The organism is Dietzia sp. DQ12-76 (genome assembly GCF_014145045.1).
Taxonomy (GTDB): Bacteria; Actinomycetota; Actinomycetes; order Mycobacteriales; family Mycobacteriaceae; genus Dietzia.
Genome location: NZ_JAALDV010000178.1, coordinates 1 through 19,360 on the forward strand (window position 1 = coordinate 1; position 19,360 = coordinate 19,360).

The 19,360-nt window shown below is 70.8% G+C and carries 19 protein-coding genes and 1 riboswitch; of the genes, 10 read left to right on the forward strand and 9 right to left on the reverse strand.

Features of this window, described 5'->3' with window-relative positions; all coding sequences use genetic code 11:
* Both G6019_RS07380 and G6019_RS07385 read left to right on the forward strand, forming a co-directional pair.
* Nucleotides 1–1,839, forward strand: a 1,839-nt coding sequence (locus tag G6019_RS07380; protein WP_206681814.1) for an MMPL family transporter, incomplete at its 5' end; no start/stop codon positions are given.
* Nucleotides 1,840–1,848: 9 nt separating this feature from the next.
* Entirely contained in the window at nucleotides 1,849–3,207 is a 1,359-nt protein-coding gene (locus G6019_RS07385) for an FAD-binding oxidoreductase (RefSeq protein WP_182612894.1), read from the forward strand.
* On the opposite strand, the gene G6019_RS07390 is transcribed toward G6019_RS07385, so the two are convergent.
* The 5 genes from G6019_RS07390 to G6019_RS07410 are packed head-to-tail and all read right to left on the reverse strand — an operon-like array spanning nucleotide 3,185 to nucleotide 7,131.
* Nucleotides 3,185–3,958, reverse strand: coding sequence for a metal-dependent transcriptional regulator (locus G6019_RS07390; protein ID WP_107755887.1), 774 nt, complete (start codon nucleotides 3,956–3,958; stop codon nucleotides 3,185–3,187). The two genes, G6019_RS07385 and G6019_RS07390, sit on opposite strands and share 23 nt — an antisense overlap.
* The gene (locus tag G6019_RS07395) at nucleotides 3,955–4,824 is read right to left on the reverse strand and encodes a metal ABC transporter permease (protein ID WP_182612895.1); all 870 of its coding nucleotides are present in this window, start codon (nucleotides 4,822–4,824) and stop codon (nucleotides 3,955–3,957) included. Before G6019_RS07395 ends, G6019_RS07390 begins: the two co-directional genes overlap by 4 nt.
* Nucleotides 4,821–5,621, reverse strand: coding sequence for a metal ABC transporter ATP-binding protein (locus tag G6019_RS07400; protein ID WP_107755889.1), 801 nt, complete (start codon nucleotides 5,619–5,621; stop codon nucleotides 4,821–4,823). The genes G6019_RS07395 and G6019_RS07400 overlap by 4 nt, the downstream gene beginning before the upstream one ends.
* Nucleotides 5,618–6,625, reverse strand: a complete 1,008-nt coding sequence (locus tag G6019_RS07405) for a metal ABC transporter solute-binding protein, Zn/Mn family (RefSeq protein WP_182612896.1) — start codon at nucleotides 6,623–6,625, stop codon at nucleotides 5,618–5,620. The genes G6019_RS07400 and G6019_RS07405 overlap by 4 nt, the downstream gene beginning before the upstream one ends.
* Before the next feature lie 14 nt (nucleotides 6,626–6,639).
* On the reverse strand, nucleotides 6,640–7,131 hold the full coding sequence (locus G6019_RS07410) for a tRNA (cytidine(34)-2'-O)-methyltransferase (protein ID WP_107757992.1): 492 nt from the start codon (nucleotides 7,129–7,131) through the stop codon (nucleotides 6,640–6,642).
* A gap of 60 nt (nucleotides 7,132–7,191) precedes the next feature.
* Here G6019_RS07410 and G6019_RS07415 point away from each other — a divergent pair, with 60 nt between their 5' ends.
* Both G6019_RS07415 and G6019_RS07420 read left to right on the forward strand, forming a co-directional pair.
* The gene (locus G6019_RS07415; protein WP_107755891.1) at nucleotides 7,192–8,049 is read left to right on the forward strand and encodes a bifunctional methylenetetrahydrofolate dehydrogenase/methenyltetrahydrofolate cyclohydrolase; all 858 of its coding nucleotides are present in this window, start codon (nucleotides 7,192–7,194) and stop codon (nucleotides 8,047–8,049) included.
* Nucleotides 8,050–8,057: 8 nt separating this feature from the next.
* The gene (locus G6019_RS07420) at nucleotides 8,058–8,405 is read left to right on the forward strand and encodes a DUF3017 domain-containing protein (protein WP_107755892.1); all 348 of its coding nucleotides are present in this window, start codon (nucleotides 8,058–8,060) and stop codon (nucleotides 8,403–8,405) included.
* A 20-nt stretch (nucleotides 8,406–8,425) separates the two neighbouring features.
* On the opposite strand, the gene G6019_RS07425 is transcribed toward G6019_RS07420, so the two are convergent.
* The 3 genes from G6019_RS07425 to G6019_RS07435 are packed head-to-tail and all read right to left on the reverse strand — an operon-like array spanning nucleotide 8,426 to nucleotide 11,375.
* Nucleotides 8,426–8,863, reverse strand: coding sequence for a hypothetical protein (locus G6019_RS07425; RefSeq protein ID WP_107755893.1), 438 nt, complete (start codon nucleotides 8,861–8,863; stop codon nucleotides 8,426–8,428).
* Nucleotides 8,860–10,029, reverse strand: coding sequence for a homoserine O-acetyltransferase MetX (gene metX / locus G6019_RS07430; protein WP_182612897.1), 1,170 nt, complete (start codon nucleotides 10,027–10,029; stop codon nucleotides 8,860–8,862). Before metX ends, G6019_RS07425 begins: the two co-directional genes overlap by 4 nt.
* A gap of 11 nt (nucleotides 10,030–10,040) precedes the next feature.
* On the reverse strand, nucleotides 10,041–11,375 hold the full coding sequence (locus tag G6019_RS07435) for an O-acetylhomoserine aminocarboxypropyltransferase/cysteine synthase family protein (RefSeq protein WP_107755894.1): 1,335 nt from the start codon (nucleotides 11,373–11,375) through the stop codon (nucleotides 10,041–10,043).
* A 52-nt stretch (nucleotides 11,376–11,427) separates the two neighbouring features.
* Nucleotides 11,428–11,543: riboswitch (SAM riboswitch) on the reverse strand.
* Between the two features lie 200 nt (nucleotides 11,544–11,743).
* Here G6019_RS07435 and G6019_RS07440 point away from each other — a divergent pair.
* From G6019_RS07440 to trpS, 6 genes are all read left to right on the forward strand, one after another.
* Complete coding sequence (locus tag G6019_RS07440) at nucleotides 11,744–12,616, forward strand: bile acid:sodium symporter family protein (protein ID WP_182612898.1); 873 nt, start codon at nucleotides 11,744–11,746, stop codon at nucleotides 12,614–12,616.
* Nucleotides 12,617–12,720: 104 nt separating this feature from the next.
* Nucleotides 12,721–14,694, forward strand: coding sequence for a vWA domain-containing protein (locus G6019_RS07445; RefSeq protein ID WP_182612899.1), 1,974 nt, complete (start codon nucleotides 12,721–12,723; stop codon nucleotides 14,692–14,694).
* 105 nt (nucleotides 14,695–14,799) lie between these two features.
* Entirely contained in the window at nucleotides 14,800–15,972 is a 1,173-nt protein-coding gene (locus G6019_RS07450) for an MFS transporter (RefSeq protein ID WP_309234174.1), read from the forward strand.
* A gap of 10 nt (nucleotides 15,973–15,982) precedes the next feature.
* Nucleotides 15,983–16,828 carry an exodeoxyribonuclease III gene (locus G6019_RS07455; RefSeq protein WP_107755896.1) on the forward strand — a complete coding sequence of 282 codons (846 nt, stop codon included), beginning with the start codon at nucleotides 15,983–15,985 and terminating at the stop codon, nucleotides 16,826–16,828.
* Between the two features lie 77 nt (nucleotides 16,829–16,905).
* A complete protein-coding gene (locus tag G6019_RS07460) occupies nucleotides 16,906–17,379 on the forward strand; it encodes a PPOX class F420-dependent oxidoreductase (RefSeq protein WP_182612900.1) in 474 nt (157 codons plus the stop codon).
* A gap of 47 nt (nucleotides 17,380–17,426) precedes the next feature.
* Nucleotides 17,427–18,509, forward strand: a complete 1,083-nt coding sequence (trpS, locus tag G6019_RS07465; RefSeq protein WP_375539751.1) for a tryptophan--tRNA ligase — start codon at nucleotides 17,427–17,429, stop codon at nucleotides 18,507–18,509.
* 334 nt (nucleotides 18,510–18,843) lie between these two features.
* Here the strand turns inward: trpS and G6019_RS07470 are convergent.
* Nucleotides 18,844–19,360 (reverse strand): nuclear transport factor 2 family protein (locus G6019_RS07470; protein ID WP_182627316.1); only part of this gene is annotated, 517 nt, incomplete at its 5' end.

Genomic DNA, 19,360 nt, shown 5'->3' on the forward strand with positions numbered 1-19,360 from the left:
TCCTTCCTCGCCGGCGCCGGGGGAGTTGGTCGCGTGACGGTGTCGCCGGCGCCGGGGGACGGCCCCACGGTGGTGAACGCGGTGCTGTCCGGCGGTGACTCCGAGTCCCGGCGCACACTGGACGCGGTCCGCGAGGAGATCCCTCCGCCCGGCGAGGGCGTCGAGCGGCAGCTGACCGGCCGGGCCGAGGTGCTCCGTGAGGACGACCTGATCGCGCGGGAGGACCTGACCCGCGCCGAGCTCATCGCCGTCCCGGTCACCCTGGTCCTGCTCGTGCTGTTCTTCGGCTCCGTGGTGGCCGCCGCGGTCCCGGTCGCGATCGGGGTGCTCGCCATGCTCTCGACGTTCGTCATCCTGTCGGGGCTGGTCCACCTGATCGACGTCTCGGTGTTCGCGCTCAACCTCGTGATCGGTCTGGCACTGGGTCTCTCGATCGACTACAGCCTCCTGGTGGTGACCCGGTTCCGTGAGGAACTGGCCACCGGGGTCGACCCGCCGGAGGCCGTCGAGGGCACGATGCGCCGGTGCCGGAGGACCATCGTCATCTCGGCGGTGACGGTCGGCCTGTGTCTGGCCGCGCTCACGGCGGTGGACATGCCCTATCTGAGGTCCATGGCGTTGACCGGTGTCGCGGTCGTGGCGCTCGTCGCCATCCTCACGCTGGTGGTGCTGCCCCCGGTCCTGCGGGTTCTCGGCCGGCGGATCGACGCGTGGTCCGTGAGACGGGTGGACCCGACCCGGCCCGGTCGCTCGGTCACGGCGATGCTGGGGGTCTCGCGACGCCACCCGGTGGCGGTGGCGCTGGGGGTGTCGGTGCTCCTGTTGATCCTGCTGACGCCGGCGTTCGGCCTCCGGCTGGGCACGCTCGATGACAGGGTCCTGCCACAGGACGCGCCGTCCAGGGTGGCGGCCGAGCGGTTGCGCGACGAGCGACCTGACCTCGGATCCGATCCGCTGGTGATCCTCGCGGACGGCGTGGATCCCGGGGTGTTGGCGGAGCGGGTGTCGCGTATCGACGGCGTCACGGCGACGCGGGGACCGGACGAGACCCTGTCCGACGGGCTCGAGGTGGGTCCCGGCGACCCCGACCTGAGGCGGGGCTCCGTTGCCGCGGTGGAGGTGGTGACGGCCCCGGGTCTGACCCAGCCGGAGCAACAGGACCTCGCCGAACGGGTCCGGGAGGTCGTGGCCCCCGCACCGGTGGCGGGAACCTACTCCGACGACGTCGACACCCGGAAGGCGATCAGCGAGCGGGCGGTCCCGGTCGCCCTCCTCGTCATGGCGGTGGTGCTGCCCCTGGTGTTCCTGCTCACCGGCGGAGTGCTGGTGACCCTCAAGACGCTGGTCATGGCGGCGCTGAGTCTCACCGCGAGCTTCGGTGTGATGGTGTTGGTCTTCCAGGAGGGCTACCTGGCCGATCTGGTGGGCGTGACGGCCACGGGGGTGGTGGACAGCTCCTCACCGCTGTTGATGGCGTGCCTGGCCTTCGGACTGTCGATGGACTACCAGTTGTTCCTGCTCTCGCGGGTCCGCGAGGAGTACGACCGCCACGGCGACACCACCCGGGCCGTGGTCGACGGGGTGTCCCGCACCGCCCCCGTCGTGGGGGCGGCGGCGGTTCTGGTGGCGGTGGTGTTCCTCGCCATCGGTACATCGGGTATCAGCGTGGTCCGGCTTCTCGGCCTCGGTCTGGCACTCGCGGTGCTGGTGGACGCGTTCGTCATCAGGCTGTTGCTCGTCCCGAGCGCGATGCTGCTGCTGGGCGACGCCAACTGGTGGGCGCCGCGGCCCCTGCGAGCTGTCTTCGACCGCCTGCGGATCCGGGAGGCCACGCCGTAGGTTCGGGTCATGATCCTGGACGACCTCCGTGCCCGCCTCCACACCGCCTCCGTCCTCACCGACGCGGACGTGCTGGAGGGATACCGCCAGGACTGGGCCAAGGCTCCGGACCCCGGGATGCCGTTGGCCGTGGTTCGTGCACGGTCGACCGAGGATGTCCAGGAGGTCATGCGCTGGGCGGGGACCCACGGGGTGCCGGTGGTCCCGCGGGGTGCCGGTTCGGGGCTCTCCGGGGGAGCGACGGCGGTGGAGGGCGGGATCGTGCTGTCCACCGAGCTCATGCGGGACATCGACGTCGACCCGGTGACCCGGACCGCGACCGTCCAGCCGGGTCTTCTCAACATCGAGGTCAAACGGGCCGTCGCCGCGCACGGCCTCTGGTATCCCCCCGATCCTTCGTCGTACGAGATCTGTTCGATCGGCGGCAACATCGCCACCAACGCCGGTGGCCTGTGCTGCGTGAAGTACGGCGTGACCACCGACTACGTTCTCGGTCTGACGGTGGTGTTGGCCGACGGCACCGCGGTGCGTCTGGGTGGTGCGCGCCTCAAGGACACCGCCGGGTTGAGCCTGACCAAGCTCTTCGTGGGCAGTGAGGGCACGCTGGGGATCGTCACCGAGATCATCGTGCGGCTCATCCCCGAGCAACCACCGCGCTCCACGGTGGTGGGGATCTTCCCCGACGTGGTGGCGTGCAGCGACGCGGTCCTGGCCATCACGCGCCGGATCCGCCCGGCGATGCTGGAGTTCATGGACACCGTCTCGATCCGGGCCGTGGAGGCGGACCTGAGGATGGGGCTGGACACCTCGGCGGGCGCGATGTTGCTGGCCCAGTCCGACCTCACCGGACCCGACCGCGCGGTCGAGACCGAGTTCATGGCCGAGGCGTTCCGCACGCACGGCGCGACGGAGGTGTTCGCGACCGACGACCCCGAGGAGGGTGAGCAGTTCACGGTCGCGCGTCGGGCCGCGTTCACCAGCCTGGGCAAGACCGGGACTCTGTTGCTGGAGGACGTCGGGGTGCCGCTGCCCGCGCTGCCGGAGCTGGTCGCCGGGATCGAGGAGATCTCCGCCCGGCGGGACGTGCCGATCGCGCTGGTCGCTCACGCCGGCGACGGCAACACCCATCCGATCATCGTGCTGACCGACGACGACCCGGACCGCGCTCACCGGGCCCAGGCGGCGTTCGGCGAGGTGATGGATCTGGCGATCGGGATGGGAGGGACGATCACCGGCGAACACGGCGTGGGACGACTCAAGGCGCCGTGGCTGCCCGCCCAGCTGGGCGAGGACGCGATGGAGTTGAACCGCCGCATCAAGACCGCGCTGGACCCGCAGGGGCTCCTCAACCCCGGGACGATGTTCTGACGTCGTCGCCGGCGGTGTCGTCGGCGCTGTCCTCGCCGGACGGGACCCGGACCCGGACCGCCGCCGCGACCGGCGTGCCCACCGGGATCGCCCGGCCGTGCAGAGCCACGGTGATGATCCCCAGCTCGATCTGGCGGGAGACCACCTCGACCGGCGAGTCGGGACGCAGACCGATCTCGGCCAGGTGCCGGAGCACGGAATTGTCCCGGTCGGACACCCGGGTGACGACGCCCGCGCCGCCCTCCGGCACCCGGTCCAGGGGGATGTCGGTGAGGTGGACCAGCCGCCCGTCACGGGTGGGGATGGGGTCGCCGTGGGGGTCGCGGCGCGGGTGGTCCAGAAAGCCGTCCAGGGCGTCGACGAACCGGTCGGACACCACGTGCTCGAGGGCGTCGGCCTCGGCATGGACCTCATCCCAGGGGTAGTCCAGGCACCGGGCCAGGAAGGTCTCGAGGATCCGGTGACGACGGACCATCGCCACTGCGAACGACCTCCCGGCGTCGGTGAGCTCCACGGGCGCGTAGGGACGGTGCCGCGCCAAACCCATCGCGGCGAGTTTGCGGACGCCCTCGGTGACGGAGGAGGGGGAGGCCCCGAGTCGATCCGCGAGCGCGCCCGGGGTGACGGACTGGCCTGCGGCCTCCAGGTGGTGGGCGGCCATGAGGTAGGCCTGGACGGTGGGGGTGAGATCGCCGAGGCCGCCGGGTGTAGTCGCGCTGGGGGCCTCGTCTCGGGGCCGGTCGCCGGTCATGCCGTCATCATCCCCGATCGTCGGGCCCGGGCGCCCGCCGCGGCCCGCGGGATCACGCCGCGCCCGGGCGCGAACAACTGGGCCGCGGTGAAGATGGCGGCCTGCGCGAGTACCACCACCGGCCCCGGGGGGAGGTCGGCGTAGTACCCGGCGTACAGCCCGGTGAGGCCGCCGGCCAGGGCGACGACGACGGCGAGGATCATCGTCCCCCGCATGGTGTCGGCGAGCAGCTGGGCCGTCGCGCCGGGGATGATGAGCGTGGCCACCACGAGGATCACGCCCACCGACTGGACTCCCGCCACGGTGGCCGTGGCGAGGGTGGCCAGCAGGAGCCCGGTCAGTGCACGGGTCCTGAGGCCCAGTGTGTGCGCGTGCAGCCGGTCGAAGGCCACCATGATCAGATCCCGGCGGAAGGCCAGCAACACGATCACCGTGAACGCGGAGACGGCCAGCACCTGCACCAGGACGGGGTCCGGCACGCCGAGCACACTGCCGAACAGGATGGAGTGCAGGTCCTGCCCGCTCGGGAAGCGCGCGATGAGGACCAGGCCGAGCGAGAACAGGGCGGTGAAGACGATGCCCATGGCGGCGTCCTCCCGAACCGTCCCGCTCTCGCGGACCCCGCCGATCAGCGCCACCGCGACCAACGCCGCGACGAGCGCGCCGACGGCGAACGGGATGCCGGTCAGGGCGGCGATCACCACTCCGGGCAGGACGGCGTGGGAGACGGCGTCGCCCATCAGTGACCACCCCATGTGGACGAGCCAGCAGCTGAGCAGTGCGCCGGCCACTCCGGAGGCGGCCACCACGAGCAGGGCACGGCGCATGAACTCGTACCCCATGGGTTCGACGAGCAGATCGATCATCCCGGTGCCCCTTCGGTCGCCGGTGCCCGGTCGTCGACGGCGGGTGGTCGCGCACCGAGCAGGGTGGACAGGATCTGTGGGGTGGTGGTCTCGGCGACGGGCCCGTGCGCCACCAGTCCACCGTTGAGCAGGGCGACCGAGTCCGCGAGCCTCTCGACCGTGGCCAGGTGGTGTGTGGAGACCACCGCGGTCCTCCCCGAGGCGGTGAGGTCGCGCAGCACGTCGATGTAGACCTCCTCGCTGCCGGCGTCCATCCCGTTGAACGGCTCGTCGAGGAGCAGTAGCTCCGCCTCCTGCGCCAGGCATCGGGCCAGCAGAACCCGTCGGCGTTGTCCCCCCGACAGCTCCCCGATTCTCCGCCCGGCGATCGGGGACAGGCCGACCCTGGCCAGTGCCTGCTCCACCGCCAGCCGATCGGCGGAGGACGGGCGACGCCACGGACCGGTGAAGCGTCGACGGCCCTGCATGACCACCTCGCCGGCGGTGACCGGGAAGCGATCGTCGACGCCGTCCGACTGGGGTACCGCCGCCACCCGGCCGGTGCGCAGCGCCCGGCCCACCGGGGAGCCGAGAACACGCACCGATCCACCGGTCGGGGTGACCAGACCGAGCATCGCCTGGAGCAGGGTGGACTTGCCGGACCCGTTGGGCCCGAGCAGCACGGTGATCTCCCCGGTGGGCACGGACAGGGAGACCGAGTCGAGTGCGCGGATCTGACCCCGGTCGACGGTGAGGTCGGTGACGACCACGGCGGGCGGGCCGGTGTGCGACGAGAAGGGCAGTGGTCGGTCGGTCATGACGTCAGCTCCCGGGTGATGATCTCGAGGTCGTGGTCGAGCAGGTCCAGATACGTGGGCACCGGGCCGCTGGGGGCGGACAGCGAGTCGACGTACAGGACCCCGGCGACCCTGCTGCCCGTCTCCTGCGCCACCTGCTCCATCGCGGCGTCGGAGACCGTCGACTCGCAGAAGAGCGCGGGGATCTCCCGGGCACGCACCTCGTCGATCAGAGAGGTGACCTGCCGCGGAAGCCCCTGCGATTCGCTGTTGACCGGCCACAGGTAGAGCTCCTCCAGCCCGAGGTCGCGCGCCAGGTAGGAGAATGCGCCCTCGCACGTGGCCAGAACGCGTCGTTCCTCCGGCACCGCCGCCACGGCCGCCCGTGCGCGGGTGGCCATGTCCTCGAGGTCCGCCACGTAGTCCCCGGCGCGGGCGAGGTATTCCTCGGTACCGTCCGGGTCGACCTCGGCCAGTGCGTCGGCGATCGTGAGGACGTAGCCGATGCCCTCGTGGGGTGACATCCACGCGTGGGGATTGGGGCGACCGGTGTAGTTGCCCGAGCGTACGGGCATGGGGTCGACCCTCTCGGAGCCGACGACGTGTCGGGCATCGGTCCCGTCGAGGAATCGCAGCAGCCAGTCGTCCATGCCGAGGCCGTTGCTCACCACCAGGTCGGCGCCCTCGACCCGCTTGAGGTCGTCGACCGACGGTTCGTACTGGTGCACGTCGGCCCCGGGGGTGGTGACCGACTCCACCCGGACACGATCGCCCCCGACCCGGCGCGTCATGTCCGCGAGGATCGTGAAGGTCGTGGCCACCACGACGCGATCCCCGGACTCCTGATGGGCGAACCGGGGGCGGTCGTGCACATCGGCCGCGCCCGTGAACCCGGTCGTGCACGCCGCGGTCATGACCACCGCCGCGAGGGCGGACAGGGAGGCGAGGACTACGGTCCTCGGTTGCCCGGGCCGTCGGCGACCTCCCGGACGATTGCGGTCACCGACCGGACGAGATTTCGGCATGCCGAAATAATAAGTCAATCAGGCGGAATTCCCATATCGCCTGCGTATCCCTGCTGCCTCCAGGCTTCGTACACCGCCACGGCGGCCGCGTTCGACAGGTTCATCGACCGACGTCCCGCGATCATGGGGATGCGCACCGTGGCCGTCACCCTCTGGTCCGCCAGCACGTCCTGGGCCAGTCCGGTGGGCTCGGGTCCGAACAGCAGGACGTCGCCGGGGGAGAAGCGGACCTCCGGCAGCGAGAGGTCGGCTCGCACGGTGAACGCCCACACCCTCGCCGGGAGCAGACGGGCGTACGCGGCGTCGAGGTCGGCGTGGACCTCCACGTGCGCCAGGTCGTGGTAGTCGAGCCCGGCCCGCCGCAACCGTGGCTCGGTGAGGTCGAAACCCAACGGCCCGGCCAGATGGAGTTCGCAGCCCGCGCCCGCGGCCAACCGGATCGCGTTACCGGTGTTGGGCGGGATGCGGGGTCGGTCGAACAACACACGTACGCCGGCTCCGGTCATGGCCACCATTCTCGCAGTGCGCTGGCGACGTGACCGCTCCGCAGTGGGATACTGGCACCCGTGACGGCTACGAAGTTGGACGGAAAGCTGACCCGCGACGAGATCGTCGCCGACCTCTCGACCCGCGTCGCCGCGTTGCGGGACAAGGGCATCACCCCGGGGCTGGGAACGGTCCTCGTCGGCGACGACCCGGGCAGCCACTCGTACGTCAAGATGAAGCACCGTGACTGCGAACAGGTCGGGATCGCCTCCATCCGCCGTGACCTACCAGCGGACACCGGTCAGGCCGAGCTCGAGGCCGTGATCGACGAACTCAACGCCGATCCGGCGTGCACCGGGTACATCGTCCAGCTCCCGCTGCCCGCTCACCTCGACGAGAACGCGATCCTCGAGCGCATCGACCCGGCCAAGGACGCCGACGGGTTGCACCCGGTCAACCTCGGCAAGCTGGTGCTCAACGCGCCGGCCCCGCTCCCGTGCACCCCCAACGGCGCCATCCACCTCCTCCGCCGTTTCGGTGTCGAACTCGACGGGGCACACGTGGTGGTGATCGGCCGCGGGGTCACCGTGGGACGCCCGATCGGGCTGATGCTCACCCGTCGTAGCGAGAACTCGACCGTCACCCTGTGCCACACCGGCACCCGCGACCTCGCCGCCGAGACGCGGCGTGCCGATGTGATCGTGGCCGCCGCCGGAGTGGCCCACATCCTCACCCCGGACATGGTCAAGCCCGGCGCGGCGATCCTCGACGTGGGGGTGTCCCGACTCGACGGGAAGCTCGCCGGTGACGTGCACCCGGACGTGTGGGACGTCGCGGGCGCGGTCTCCCCGAACCCGGGAGGGGTCGGTCCGCTCACGCGGGCGTTCCTGCTGTCCAACGTGGTCGAGCGCTGCGAGCGGCTCGCCACGGGTGCCTAGGGGCCCACATGACCCATCCCGCCCCGGACCGGCCCCGGCAGACCGACGCCCGGCCCCGCCGCACCCGTCCCGCGCGGCTTCGCTGGTCGCAGATCCGGGCCCAGTGGCCGCTCGCACTGGTCCTGGTCGGGATCGTTGTGTCGTTGGGGTTCGTGATGTTCGAGCGGTGGCGCCGCGGGGCGTTCCTGCTGGGGATCATGGCCCTGGCCGCCGCGGTACTGCGGGCGGTGGTGCCTGACGAGCGCGCGCGACTCCTCGGTGTGCGGGGCAAGGGTTTCGATGTGGCCTTCTACCTGGCGGTCGGCGTGGTCGTGCTGTGGCTCGCCACATCGATCGACTCGCTCGGGACGGGCTGAGTCGACCTCCTCCGCCGGGCCTAGTTCAGTCGCAGTGGCACGCCGTCGCGGACGTGGTCGCGCACCCCGTTCGACGCGAGTAGCAGGCCCATCGCCACCAGTGCACACAGGGACAGAACGCTGCCCAGCACCGAGATGAACGTGACGCTGTCCAATACCATCCGCGCCAGCGTGCTCACGGCCAACAGTGTCACGGCCACCCCGATGACGGCCCGGGCAGCGCGGTGGGCGCGCCACAGCATCACCGCGCCGGTGATCAGCAGCACGCTCAACACCAGTGACGACGCCGCGGTCAGCGCCATCGGGCCGTACTCGGCCGTGTCGTAGCCGCCTCTCGCGGTCGCGGTGATTCCCAACAGGGTGGCGAAGCCGATGGCCCCCCCGATGATGCCGAGACCCACGGCCAGGCCGGTCAGCCCGAGGGCGGCGGACCGGTTCGGACGGTCACGGTCGGTCATGCGGGTCCTCGCGATCTGTCGGGCGTCCCGTGGGCGGCGAGTTCCATGGTCCTGGCGAGCATGGGCCCCACCACGTCGGATTCGGTGAGGAACCCGTCGTGACCGGCGGGGCTGTCGATCACCACCAGAGGATCGGCCCCGGGCAACAGCGCGGCCAGTTCCTCCTGCTGCCGCAGGGGGTAGAGACGGTCGGTGGTCACCCCGCCGATGACGCACGGGACAGGGCAGGAGCGCAGCGCCCGCTCGACCCCACCGCGGTCCAGGCCCACGTCGTGACGGTTGAGCGCATCGGTGAGCAGGACGTAGCTGCAGGCGTCGAAGCGGGAGACGAGCTTCCCGGCCTGGTGGTCGAGATAGGACTGCACGGCGAACCGCCCCGACATCGACAGGTCCTCTCCACGGGGGTCTTCGCCGGGCTGCGGACGGTTGGCGAATCGCTCGTCCAGTTCCACCTCACCCCGGTAGGACAGGTGTGCGATACGTCTCGCGATGCCGAGACCGGTGACAGGAGTGCGGCCGGTGCCGTGATACCCGCCCTGCTGCCAGTGCGGATCGGAGGTCACGGCCATGATCTGCGCGGTCTGCACACCGATCTGGTCGGCGGAGGCGCGCGCACCCACCGCCAGGACGCAGCCGGCCCCGACGCGGTCAGGGTGTCCGACCATCCACTCGAGCGCCCTCGCCCCGCCCATGGAGCCGCCGACCACCGCGGCCCAGCGGTCGATACCCAGCAGATCGGCCAGGGCGCGCTCGGACTCGACCATGTCGCGGACGGACACGGCGGGGAAGCGGGCACCCCAGTAGTGGCCGTCGGGGTGGAGCGAACTGGGGCCCGTCGAACCGCGACACCCACCGAGCACGTTGACGGACAGGACGCAGTAGCGATCGGTGTCCAGGGGCAACCCGGGGCCGACCAGACCGTTCCACCACCCGGGCGTCGGGTGCAGCGAGTCCACGGAGCCGATGACGTGCGAGTCCCCGGTCAGCGCGTGTTCGACCAGGACGACGTTGGATCGATCGTCCGCAATCCGGCCCCACCGCTGCACCGCGAGGGAGACCCCCGGGAGGACGACACCCGTGGACAGCGTCAGGTCGCCGATGGCGACACGGCCGAGGGTGCCGTCACCCGGGGGCAGCAGGGTGAGCGGATCGGTGGGGCGGATCATCCGGGCAGGGGTCAGGACAGCGCGGCGAAACCGAGCTCGAGGTCGCCGATGATGTCGTCGACGGCCTCGATGCCCACCGAGAGGCGGATGGTCGCCGTGGTGACCCCGGCGATCGCGTTGGCCTCGGGCGTGCCCTGGGAATGGGTGGTCGTGGCCGGGTGGCACACCAGCGAGCGGACGTCGCCGATGTTGACCAGGCACGAATGCAGCTTGAGGGCGTCGATGAACGTCCACGCCCGGGCCTTGACGTCCTCCTCCGACGCGCCCTGCGGCACCGCGAGGTCGAAGGTGACGATGGCGCCCGCCCCCTTGGGGGACAGCTTCTGCTGGAGGGCGTTGTAGGGCGAGGAGGCCAGACCGGCGTACTGCACCTTCGCCACGTCCTCGCGCGACTCGAGCCACTCGGCCACCCGCTGGGCGTTGGACACGTGGCGCTCGATCCGCAGGCTCAGGGTATCGATGCCCTGGATGAGGGTCCACGCGTTGAACGGCGAGGCCGCGGCGCCGGTGTCGCGCAGGAGCGTCACCCGGGCCTTGAGAGCGAGTGCCGGCGCACCGAGGTCCGCGTAGACCAGACCGTGGTACGCGGGATCCGGCGTGGTGAAGGACGGGAACACGTCCTGCCCGTCGCGCTGCACGCGCCAGTCGAACGTACCGCCGTCGACGAGGATGCCGCCGAGGGAGGCGCCGTGGCCGCCGAGGTACTTGGTGGCCGAGGACACGACCACGTCCGCCCCCAACTCCAGCGGCCGGATCAGGTAGGGGGTGGCCACGGTGTTGTCGATCACGAGCGGCACCTGGTTGCGGTGCGCGACCTCGGCGATCGCCGGGATGTCGAGGATGTCGTTGAGCGGATTGGAGATCGACTCCCCGTAGAACAGCTTGGTGTCGGGCCGGACGGCGGCCTCCCACGAGGCGGGGTCGTCGGGGTTCTCGACGAAGGTGGTCTCGATGCCGTACTTGGGGAGTGTGTGCCGCAGCAGCGTGTCGGTACCGCCGTAGAGGCGGGGGGAGGCGACCACGTGGCCGCCCGACTGGGCGATGGCCTGGATCACCGCGGTCTCGGCGGCCTGGCCGGAGGCGAAGAGCAGACCGGCGACACCGCCCTCGAGGGACGCGAGGCGATCCTCCACGGCGGCGACCGTGGGGTTGGTGATCCTGGTGTAGATCGGGCCCATCTCGGCGAGCGCGAACCGGTCCGCGGCCTGCTTGGCGTCCGCGAAGACGTACGAGGTGGTCTGGTAGATCGGCAGATTGCGGGCACCGGTGTCCGAATCGACCGGCTGCCCGGCGTGGACCTGGCGGGTCTCGAAGGCCCAGTCGGGATTGCTGTTGTCGTACGTCATAGGGGCGGAGCCCCTCCTCTCGTCAGAAGGGTCCGGCCGCGTCACGACAGCGGACCCGCGCTTGCCTGTCACCCGGGTGGGTGGTGGCCAGGTCGTCTCCCGGGGCACCCCACCGCGGTGGAGGGTTGCCGCCCAGCGAGCCGGGGCTTGTCGCTGGAACTCATGACCTGGGGAGAGGTTAGCCTAAGCCGCTCGGCGGCGGCAACGCGGGGTAAAGGCCCGAGCTGGCCGCCCGTCAGTCACCCCGATCCCGAGTCCGGGCGGAACCCCCGGAAGGTCGGCGTCCGACCGGTTACGGTGATCGGACAGTGGTCCATCTCACCCGATGGTCGTCACCCGTTGACGCGCGAGCACCCGAGGAGTCCCACGTGGACCAGAGTCCCCTGATCGACATAGGCCTGCCCATCGCACTGGCGATCATCATGGTCGGCATCGGGCTCAGCCTGACCAAGGAGGACTTCGCGGTCCAGGCGAGGTCGCCGTGGGCGACGATCGTCGGGTTGTTCGGCCAACTGGTCCTGGTTCCGCTGACCGGCGTGGCCGTGGCGCTGGCGTTCGGGCTCTCCCCGATGTTGGCCCTCGGCGTGGTCCTGGTGGCGGCGACGCCCGGAGGTGCGACGTCGAACCTCATCACCTATCTCGCCCGGGGCAACGTCGCGCTGTCGGTCATCCTCACCGCCCTGAGCTCCGTGGCTGTGATCCTCACGCTGCCCATGTGGTTCGGGATCGGCGCGCGGCTCATCCCCGGAGCCGCGGACGAAGAGGTCACCGTCCCGCTTGGTCAGACCTTCGGCCTGCTGCTGGGCGTCATCCTCATCCCCGTCCTTCTCGGAATGATCCTCCGCGCGCGCAAGCCCGCCCTGGCCGCCCGCATCGAGCGCTTTGTCGGCATCGTCGGACTCGTCGTGTTGGTGCTGCTCATCGTGGGCATCGTGCTCGGCGAGAGGGACCGGATCGTGGACCTCATCGTGGCCGTGGGGCCGGCGGTGGTCGTCCTCAACCTGGCGCTGATCGTGATCGGGGGTCTGCTCGCGTGGATCTGCCGCCTGCGCCGCGCCGAGCAGATTGCGATCGCGGTCGAGTTCGGCATCAAGAACACCACCCTGACCCTGCTCATCGCCTTCACCGTGATCGGCGACGACGAGGTGGGGCTGGCGGCCGCCGTCTACAGCATCGTCATGTACCTCACGGCGTTCCTCGTGGTCTACGGCGGCCGGCGGCTCATGCGCACCGCCGCGTAGAACACATCGCGGTCCCGGCGGGGGCGCTCAGTCGATTCGGGGCCGGCGCCCGGATCGCGGAAGTAGGGTGGCGCAGGCGACGCCACCGCAGCTGAGGAGCCTTCGTGTCAGTGCCGCCCCGCCCTCCGACCACATCGACCGGACGGGGCCTGACGGCGGTGATCGCGGTCCTCTGCCTGTGTGCGCTGATCGCCGGCGCGGGCCTCGTCAGCGCGCCCCGGGTGCTCGGCCAGCAGTCGCCCGCGGATCCCTCTCCCGCCGGCGGTGCTCCCGGTGACGGCAGTGTCGCGATCGTCATGGACGCCTCGAGTTCCATGCTCGAGGCCGATGTGGGCGGCACCCGGTTGGCGGCCGCCCAGTCCGCCGCCCGCGAACTCGTGGAGTCACTACCCGAGGGTGCGCGTGTGGGAATGCTGGCGTACGGGAGCGAGGAGTCCGACGCACCGGACAACCGGGACGCCGCCTGTCGCGACGTCGTCACGCTCGCCCCCGTTCACCCTGTCGACAAGGCGGTCCTGACCGATCGGATCGACGGACTCACGGCGCGCGGATACACCCCGATCGGCAACGCCCTGCTCGCCGCGGCAGAAGAGCTCGGCGACGAGGGTGAGCGGTCCATCGTCCTGGTCTCGGACGGGCTCGACACCTGCGCGCCGCCGGACCCGTGCGAGGTCGCGGGTGACCTCGCCGGAGCGGGCGTCGACATGACCGTGCACACGGTGGGGTTCCTCGTCGACGACGCGGCGCGAGCCCAACTCGAGTGCATCGCGGGGGCCACGGGCGGTCGCTTCACCGAGGCCTCCGACGCGGCCTCGTTGTCCGGACGACTGCAGTTCCTGACGCGCCGGGGTATCGAGGGATACCACACCCGCGGGACCCCCTTCGAGATGGGCCGGACCCTGCGTGATGCGCCGATGCTGGGGGAGGGCCTCTACCGCTCCGAGCTCGCCGGTGCCGCGATGAGCGGTGGTCGAGGGCCCGCCGGCCACCTGGGCGTCGAGATACCCGACGGGCACGTCGCCCACGTGGCGGCGACCCTCATCCCACCCGTCGATCCCGATCCCACCAGTGGAGTCACGGCCGCGGGCCTGCGGATCGAGGCCGAGCACGTCGCGGAGGAGTGCCGGGTGACCGGTTCGGACACGAGTTACGAGGTCGGCGGTGGGTGGAAGTCGCCGGGAGCGACACATCTCGTCATCCCCTCCGCGGAGAATGATCCCGCGTGCGGTCCGGACGGATATCGCGTGATCGCGCAGCGCACCGGGGTGTCGGCCTCCGAACTCGAGGTCGAGGTGCTGGTCCAGTTCGAGCCCGTGCCCTCCGACGACGAGCTCACCGGATATCCGGCGGTGCAGTCCGTGCCGGCGGACGCACCGGCCCCCGACTTCGGTGAGGCCGTCCCGGTGGCCGGTGGCACCAGCTTCAACGGTGCGGACGCGGTCGGGCCGGGCACCTACTCCGACGCCCTGGTGCCCGGGGAGACCCGCTTCTACCGGGTCCCGGTGGAGTGGGGTGAACGGCTGGCGCTCGGCCTGCGCGTCCCCGGGTCCGTCCGCGGTGCCCTGGACCACATCCAGTTGGAGGTGGCCAACCCGTTCCGGGTGAAGCCCTCCAACGCGGTCCGCACCACCTTCGAGGACGGCCCGGAGGAGGCGTTCCTTCTCGACACGGTCCCGGTCCAGTACCGCAATCGTGACGGCGACCAGGAGATGAGCGTCCAGTCACAGGCAGGCGAGCACTACATCATGGTGTCGCTCAACGACGGGTCGACCTCGCTGCCGCGGGGGATCGAGCAGCCCTTCGAGCTCGCGGTCGCGATCGACGGCGAGCCGGCCCCGGGGCCGGACTGGCGGCCGGTGTTCGAGGACGGTCCCGAACCGGGTCCGGGCGGTGTGGCCCCCACCGCATCCGATCAGGACCCGACGGCGGTCGACGACGAGCCCGTCGCGGCGGACGAGGGGACCGACGACGGCACGGGCTGGGCGTGGATGGTCGGGGGAGTGCTCGTCGTCGCGCTCGCGCTCGTCGTGGGGGTCGCACTGGTGAGGGGACGGAGGGGTGGTGGGGCTGGTCGATGAGGGGGCCTGCTCGCGCGGCATGCGTAGCCTGCACGGGTGACCGAGGCACACACCTCCCCTTCCAGCACCCCGCCCGATCCGCGCGGAGGCGTCTCCGCACGCCGCGTGTCGTTCGCGATCCTCGCCCTCGCCCTCGGCGGGTTCGGCATCGGCGTCACCGAGTTCGCGGCGATGGGTCTGCTCAGGTCGATCGCGGACGATTTCGGGCTCACCGAACCCCAGGCCGGGCACGTGATCACCGCGTACGCGCTCGGTGTGGTCGTGGGCGCACCGCTGCTCACCGTGTGGACCTCCCGGTGGCGCCGCCGCACCCTGCTCCTGGTGCTCATGGGGTTGTTCACGGTGGGCAACACCGCCGCCGCCTTCGCCCCCTCCGCGGAGGTCCTGGTGGCCGCACGCTTTCTGGCCGGCATCCCGCACGGGGCCTACTTCGGCGTGGCCTCGCTGGTGGCGGCCTCGCTCGCGGGCCCGGGCAAGCAGGCGAGGGCGGTGTCGCTGGTCCTGCTGGGGCTGTCGGTGGCGACGGTGATCGGTGTTCCCGCGGCCACCGGACTGGGCGAGGCCGCGGGGTGGCAGGCGGCCTTCCTCGCGGTCGGGGTGATCGGCGCACTAACCGTGGCGGCGATCTTCGTCGTCGTCCCCGAACCGCGGGGCGCGGTGGAGGTCAGGGCGCGCGAGGAACTGGCCGCCCTGGCCCGCCCACAGATCCTGGCGACCCTCGCCGTGGGCGGGGTCGGTTTCGGCGGCATGTTCGCGGTCTACACCTACATCCAGTGGACGATGGTCGACGTCGCCGGTATCGACCGAGCGTGGATGCCGGCGGTCCTCGCCGTCTACGGTCTCGGCATGGTGGTGGGCAACCTCGTGGGCGGTGTGGTCGCGGACCGGGATCTCGACCGCGGGTTGGTGGTGATCGCCACGGCCATGACCGCGGTCCTCGCCCTGTTCGCGGTGGCCGCCCATCATCCGGTCACGGCGCTGGTGGGTCTGTTCCTCGTGGGGGCGACGGGCTCCGCACTCGTGCCCGGACTGCAGGCCCGGCTGATGAAGTACGCGGGCCGGGGACAGACGCTGGCGGCCGCACTCAACCACTCGGCGCTCAACGCCGCCAACGCGTCGGGGGCGTGGCTCGGGGGAGTGGTGATCGCGCTGGGCTTCGGCTACACCTCGCCCGCCCTCGCCGGAGCAACCCTCGCGGCGGCCGGACTCGGGATACTCGTGGGCGCGGTCGCGCTCGACCGCCGATCGGGGCGGGACGAGGTCACGACGGGTCGGTAGCCTGATCGGCGTGAGCCTCACCATCAGCACCGTCAACGTCAACGGGATCCGTGCCGCCGTCAAGCAGCGGTCGGAGACCAACCTCGGATTCCTTCCCTGGCTGGAGGGCAGCGGCGCCGACGTGGTCGCGCTCCAGGAGGTCCGCGCCGATGAGGACCAGACCCGCAAGGCCCTGGCCCCGGCCCTCGACGCCGGGTGGCATCTGGTCGGCTCGGCCTCCTCGCTCAAGGGCCGGGCCGGCGTGGCGCTGCTGTCCCGTCACGAGCCCGCCGAGGTGCGCATCGGTCACGGCGACCCGGAGTTCGACGAGTCCGGTCGCTACATCGAGGCCGTGTACCCCGGCGCCGTCGACGGGGAGACGGTCACCGTGGCCAGCCTCTATCTGCCCTCGGGGTCGGCCGACACCCCCAAGCAGGACGAGAAGGACCGCTTCATGGCGAGCTTCCGGGAGCACCTGGCCGAGAGCGCGGAGGTCGTCGGCGCCCGGGACGGTCACGAGATGATCGTCTGCGGTGACTGGAACATCGCCCATCGCGAGGCGGATCTGAAGAACCACAAGGGCAACCACAAGAGCTCCGGCTTCCTGCCCCACGAGCGCGAGTGGATGTCCGAGCTGTTCGCCGACGGCAGCGGGTGGACGGACATCGTCCGCCATCGCCGCCCCGACGAGATCGGCCCGTACTCCTGGTGGAGCCAACGGGGCAAGGCCTTCGACAACGACGCGGGCTGGCGCATCGACTACCACGTGGTGACCGACGGGCTGGTCGAGCGCGCCGTGGCCGACCGGGTGGATCGCGCGAGCGCCTACGACAGGCGGTGGTCCGACCACGCGCCGGTGACCGTCGTCTACGAGTGACGACGACGACGGTGACGATGGCGGGCCGGCCCTCGGTCGCGGATGCTGCTGATCGGGCGGCCCCGTAGCCTCGGCTCATGCCGACGTACGCCACCGCAGACCGCCCTGACCGGGCCGGGCTCGACGAGTTCCTCCGCCCCCGGCACCGCGCCGTCCTCATCACCCATAGGTCCTCCGGCGGGCTGCAGTCCTCGCCCGTGACCTGCGGCGTCGACTCCGAGGGCAGACTCGTCGTGGCCACCTACCCGCAGCGGGCGAAGGTGGGCAACATCCGCCGCGACCCGGCCGTGAGCGTGTGCGTTTTGTCCGACGGGTTCGACGGCCCGTACGTCCACCTCGACGGCACCGCGGAGATCGTGGACCTGCCCGAGGCCGTCGAGCCGCTGGTCGAGTACTTCCGCAGCGTCGCCGGCGAGCACGACGACTGGGACGAGTACCGCGCGGCCATGGTGCGGCAGGGCAAATGCCTCATCCGGGTGACGATCGACGACTGGGGGCCTGTCGCCACGGGCGGGTTCCCGCCGCCGGAGTCGGACCAGCACACGGGCTGATGAGGGTGTGACGAGGCGCCGGGGTCTTCCGTGGGAAGATGGACGTCATGTCTGAGCAGTCCTCGACCGTGTCTCCCGCTCCCACGACGGGGCCGCCCGAGACGGCAGCCCCCGCCAAGCGCCAGCGCGTCCTGTCCGGCATCCAGCCGACCGCCGACTCGTACCACCTCGGCAACTACCTGGGTGCCGTGCGGCAGTGGGTCGAGCTCCAGGACGAGTACGACGCGTACTACTTCATCCCGGACCTGCACGCGATCACGGTCAGGCAGGATCCTAAGGAGCTGCGGGAGCGGGTCTACCGCGGGTGCGCGCAGTTGCTCGCCCTGGGGGTGGATCCCGCCCGCTCGGTGTTGTTCGTGCAGTCGCATGTGCCCGAACACGCCGAGCTGGCCTGGGTGCTGGGGTGCATCACCGGGTACGGCGAGGCCGCGCGGATGACACAGTTCAAGGACAAGTCGTCCAAACACGGCACGGACGGGACGACCGTGGGGTTGTTCACCTACCCGGTGCTCATGGCCGCCGACATCCTGCTCTACCGCCCGCACCTCGTCCCGGTGGGGGAGGACCAGCGGCAGCATCTCGAGCTGACCCGCGACCTGGCGATGCGGTTCAACTCCCGATTCAAGAAGACCTTCGTGGTTCCCGAGGGCAAGATCCTCGAGGGCTCGGCCAAGATCTACGATCTGCAGGACCCCACGGCCAAGATGAGCAAGTCGGGGGAGAACCCCAAGGGGATCGTCAACCTTCTCGACGACCCCAAGGTCTCCGCCAAGCGCATCCGCAGCGCGGTGACCGACTCCGACGGCGACATCCGATTCGACCGTGAGATGAAGCCGGGCGTCTCCAACCTCCTGACCATCCAGTCGGCGTTCACGGGGCGGACGGTGGCCGAGCTCGTGGCGGACTACCAGACCTCGGGGGCGGGGTACGGTGCGCTCAAGACCGACACCGCCGACGCGCTCGAGTCATTCGTCACCCCGCTGCGCGGTCGGTTCGACGAGTACATGTCGGACAGGGCTCAACTCGAGCAGATCCTCGCAGACGGCGCGGACCGGGCGAGAGCCGTCGCGGGCCCGGTGCTCTCGCAGGTGTATCAGACGGTCGGTTTCACGGCCCCGCGACGCGGGTGAACCGCCGACCATCTGCTCCAGCTTAGTGAAGAAACTTCTATACAGATGTAGCTTTACGACAACGAAACGCGTGTTCACAGGCCTGAGCGTCCTCGGAAACACCTCGGTTACTTTACAACTTTAGAGTCGTTGTCAGCTCGACGGGGAGAGGATCCCGCCGGGCAACACATCACCTGTAGGGAGTCGAATCATGGGTCTAGTCGCCGGTTTGATCGGAATCGTGGGGGATCTGCTCCACCTGCTGCTGGGTGGCCTGTAGGCCGCGAGCCCACGCTCGACTGGCGGCGCCCCTCTCCAGACGTGGAGAGGGGCGCCGTTGCGTGTGCGGAAGCGCTCAGGACTCGGCGGTCCCCTGCTGAAAGGCTTGCCGCCAGGAGTCCTGTGAGCGGACCCACACCGAGCTGCGCAGGATCGAGCTCCCACCCATATGCTCCCGCCACACGAGCAGGACCGTGTCCGAGGTCAGCTCCCGCGCCTCGATGATCTCCATCGTCCGTTCTGCGGAGGTCTGATCGGGTGATCCGGAGGCGGCGAGCCTGTCCTCGCGTGACCACACCTCTCCGCGGGCGCACACGTTTCTCCACGAGGGGTCCAGGAGCGTCTCGAGTCGGCGTCGATCGGCTCGGACGGCATCGCTGAGTAGAGACTGCTCGAGCTCGACCACGAGGTCGACGGCCGACTCGCCGGATGCGGCATGCGGGGTCGTCGACGACGGTGCACGCGGTGCGGACGGAGACTCGGTAGGCGCCGGATCCGCGAGGCTGAACAGGTTCGGCTCGGAGTCCGCGCTACCCGTCGCTTCGCTGGGCGGGGCGGTGGCGGCGCGCGCGGCCGCCGCGGTCCCGGTCCGC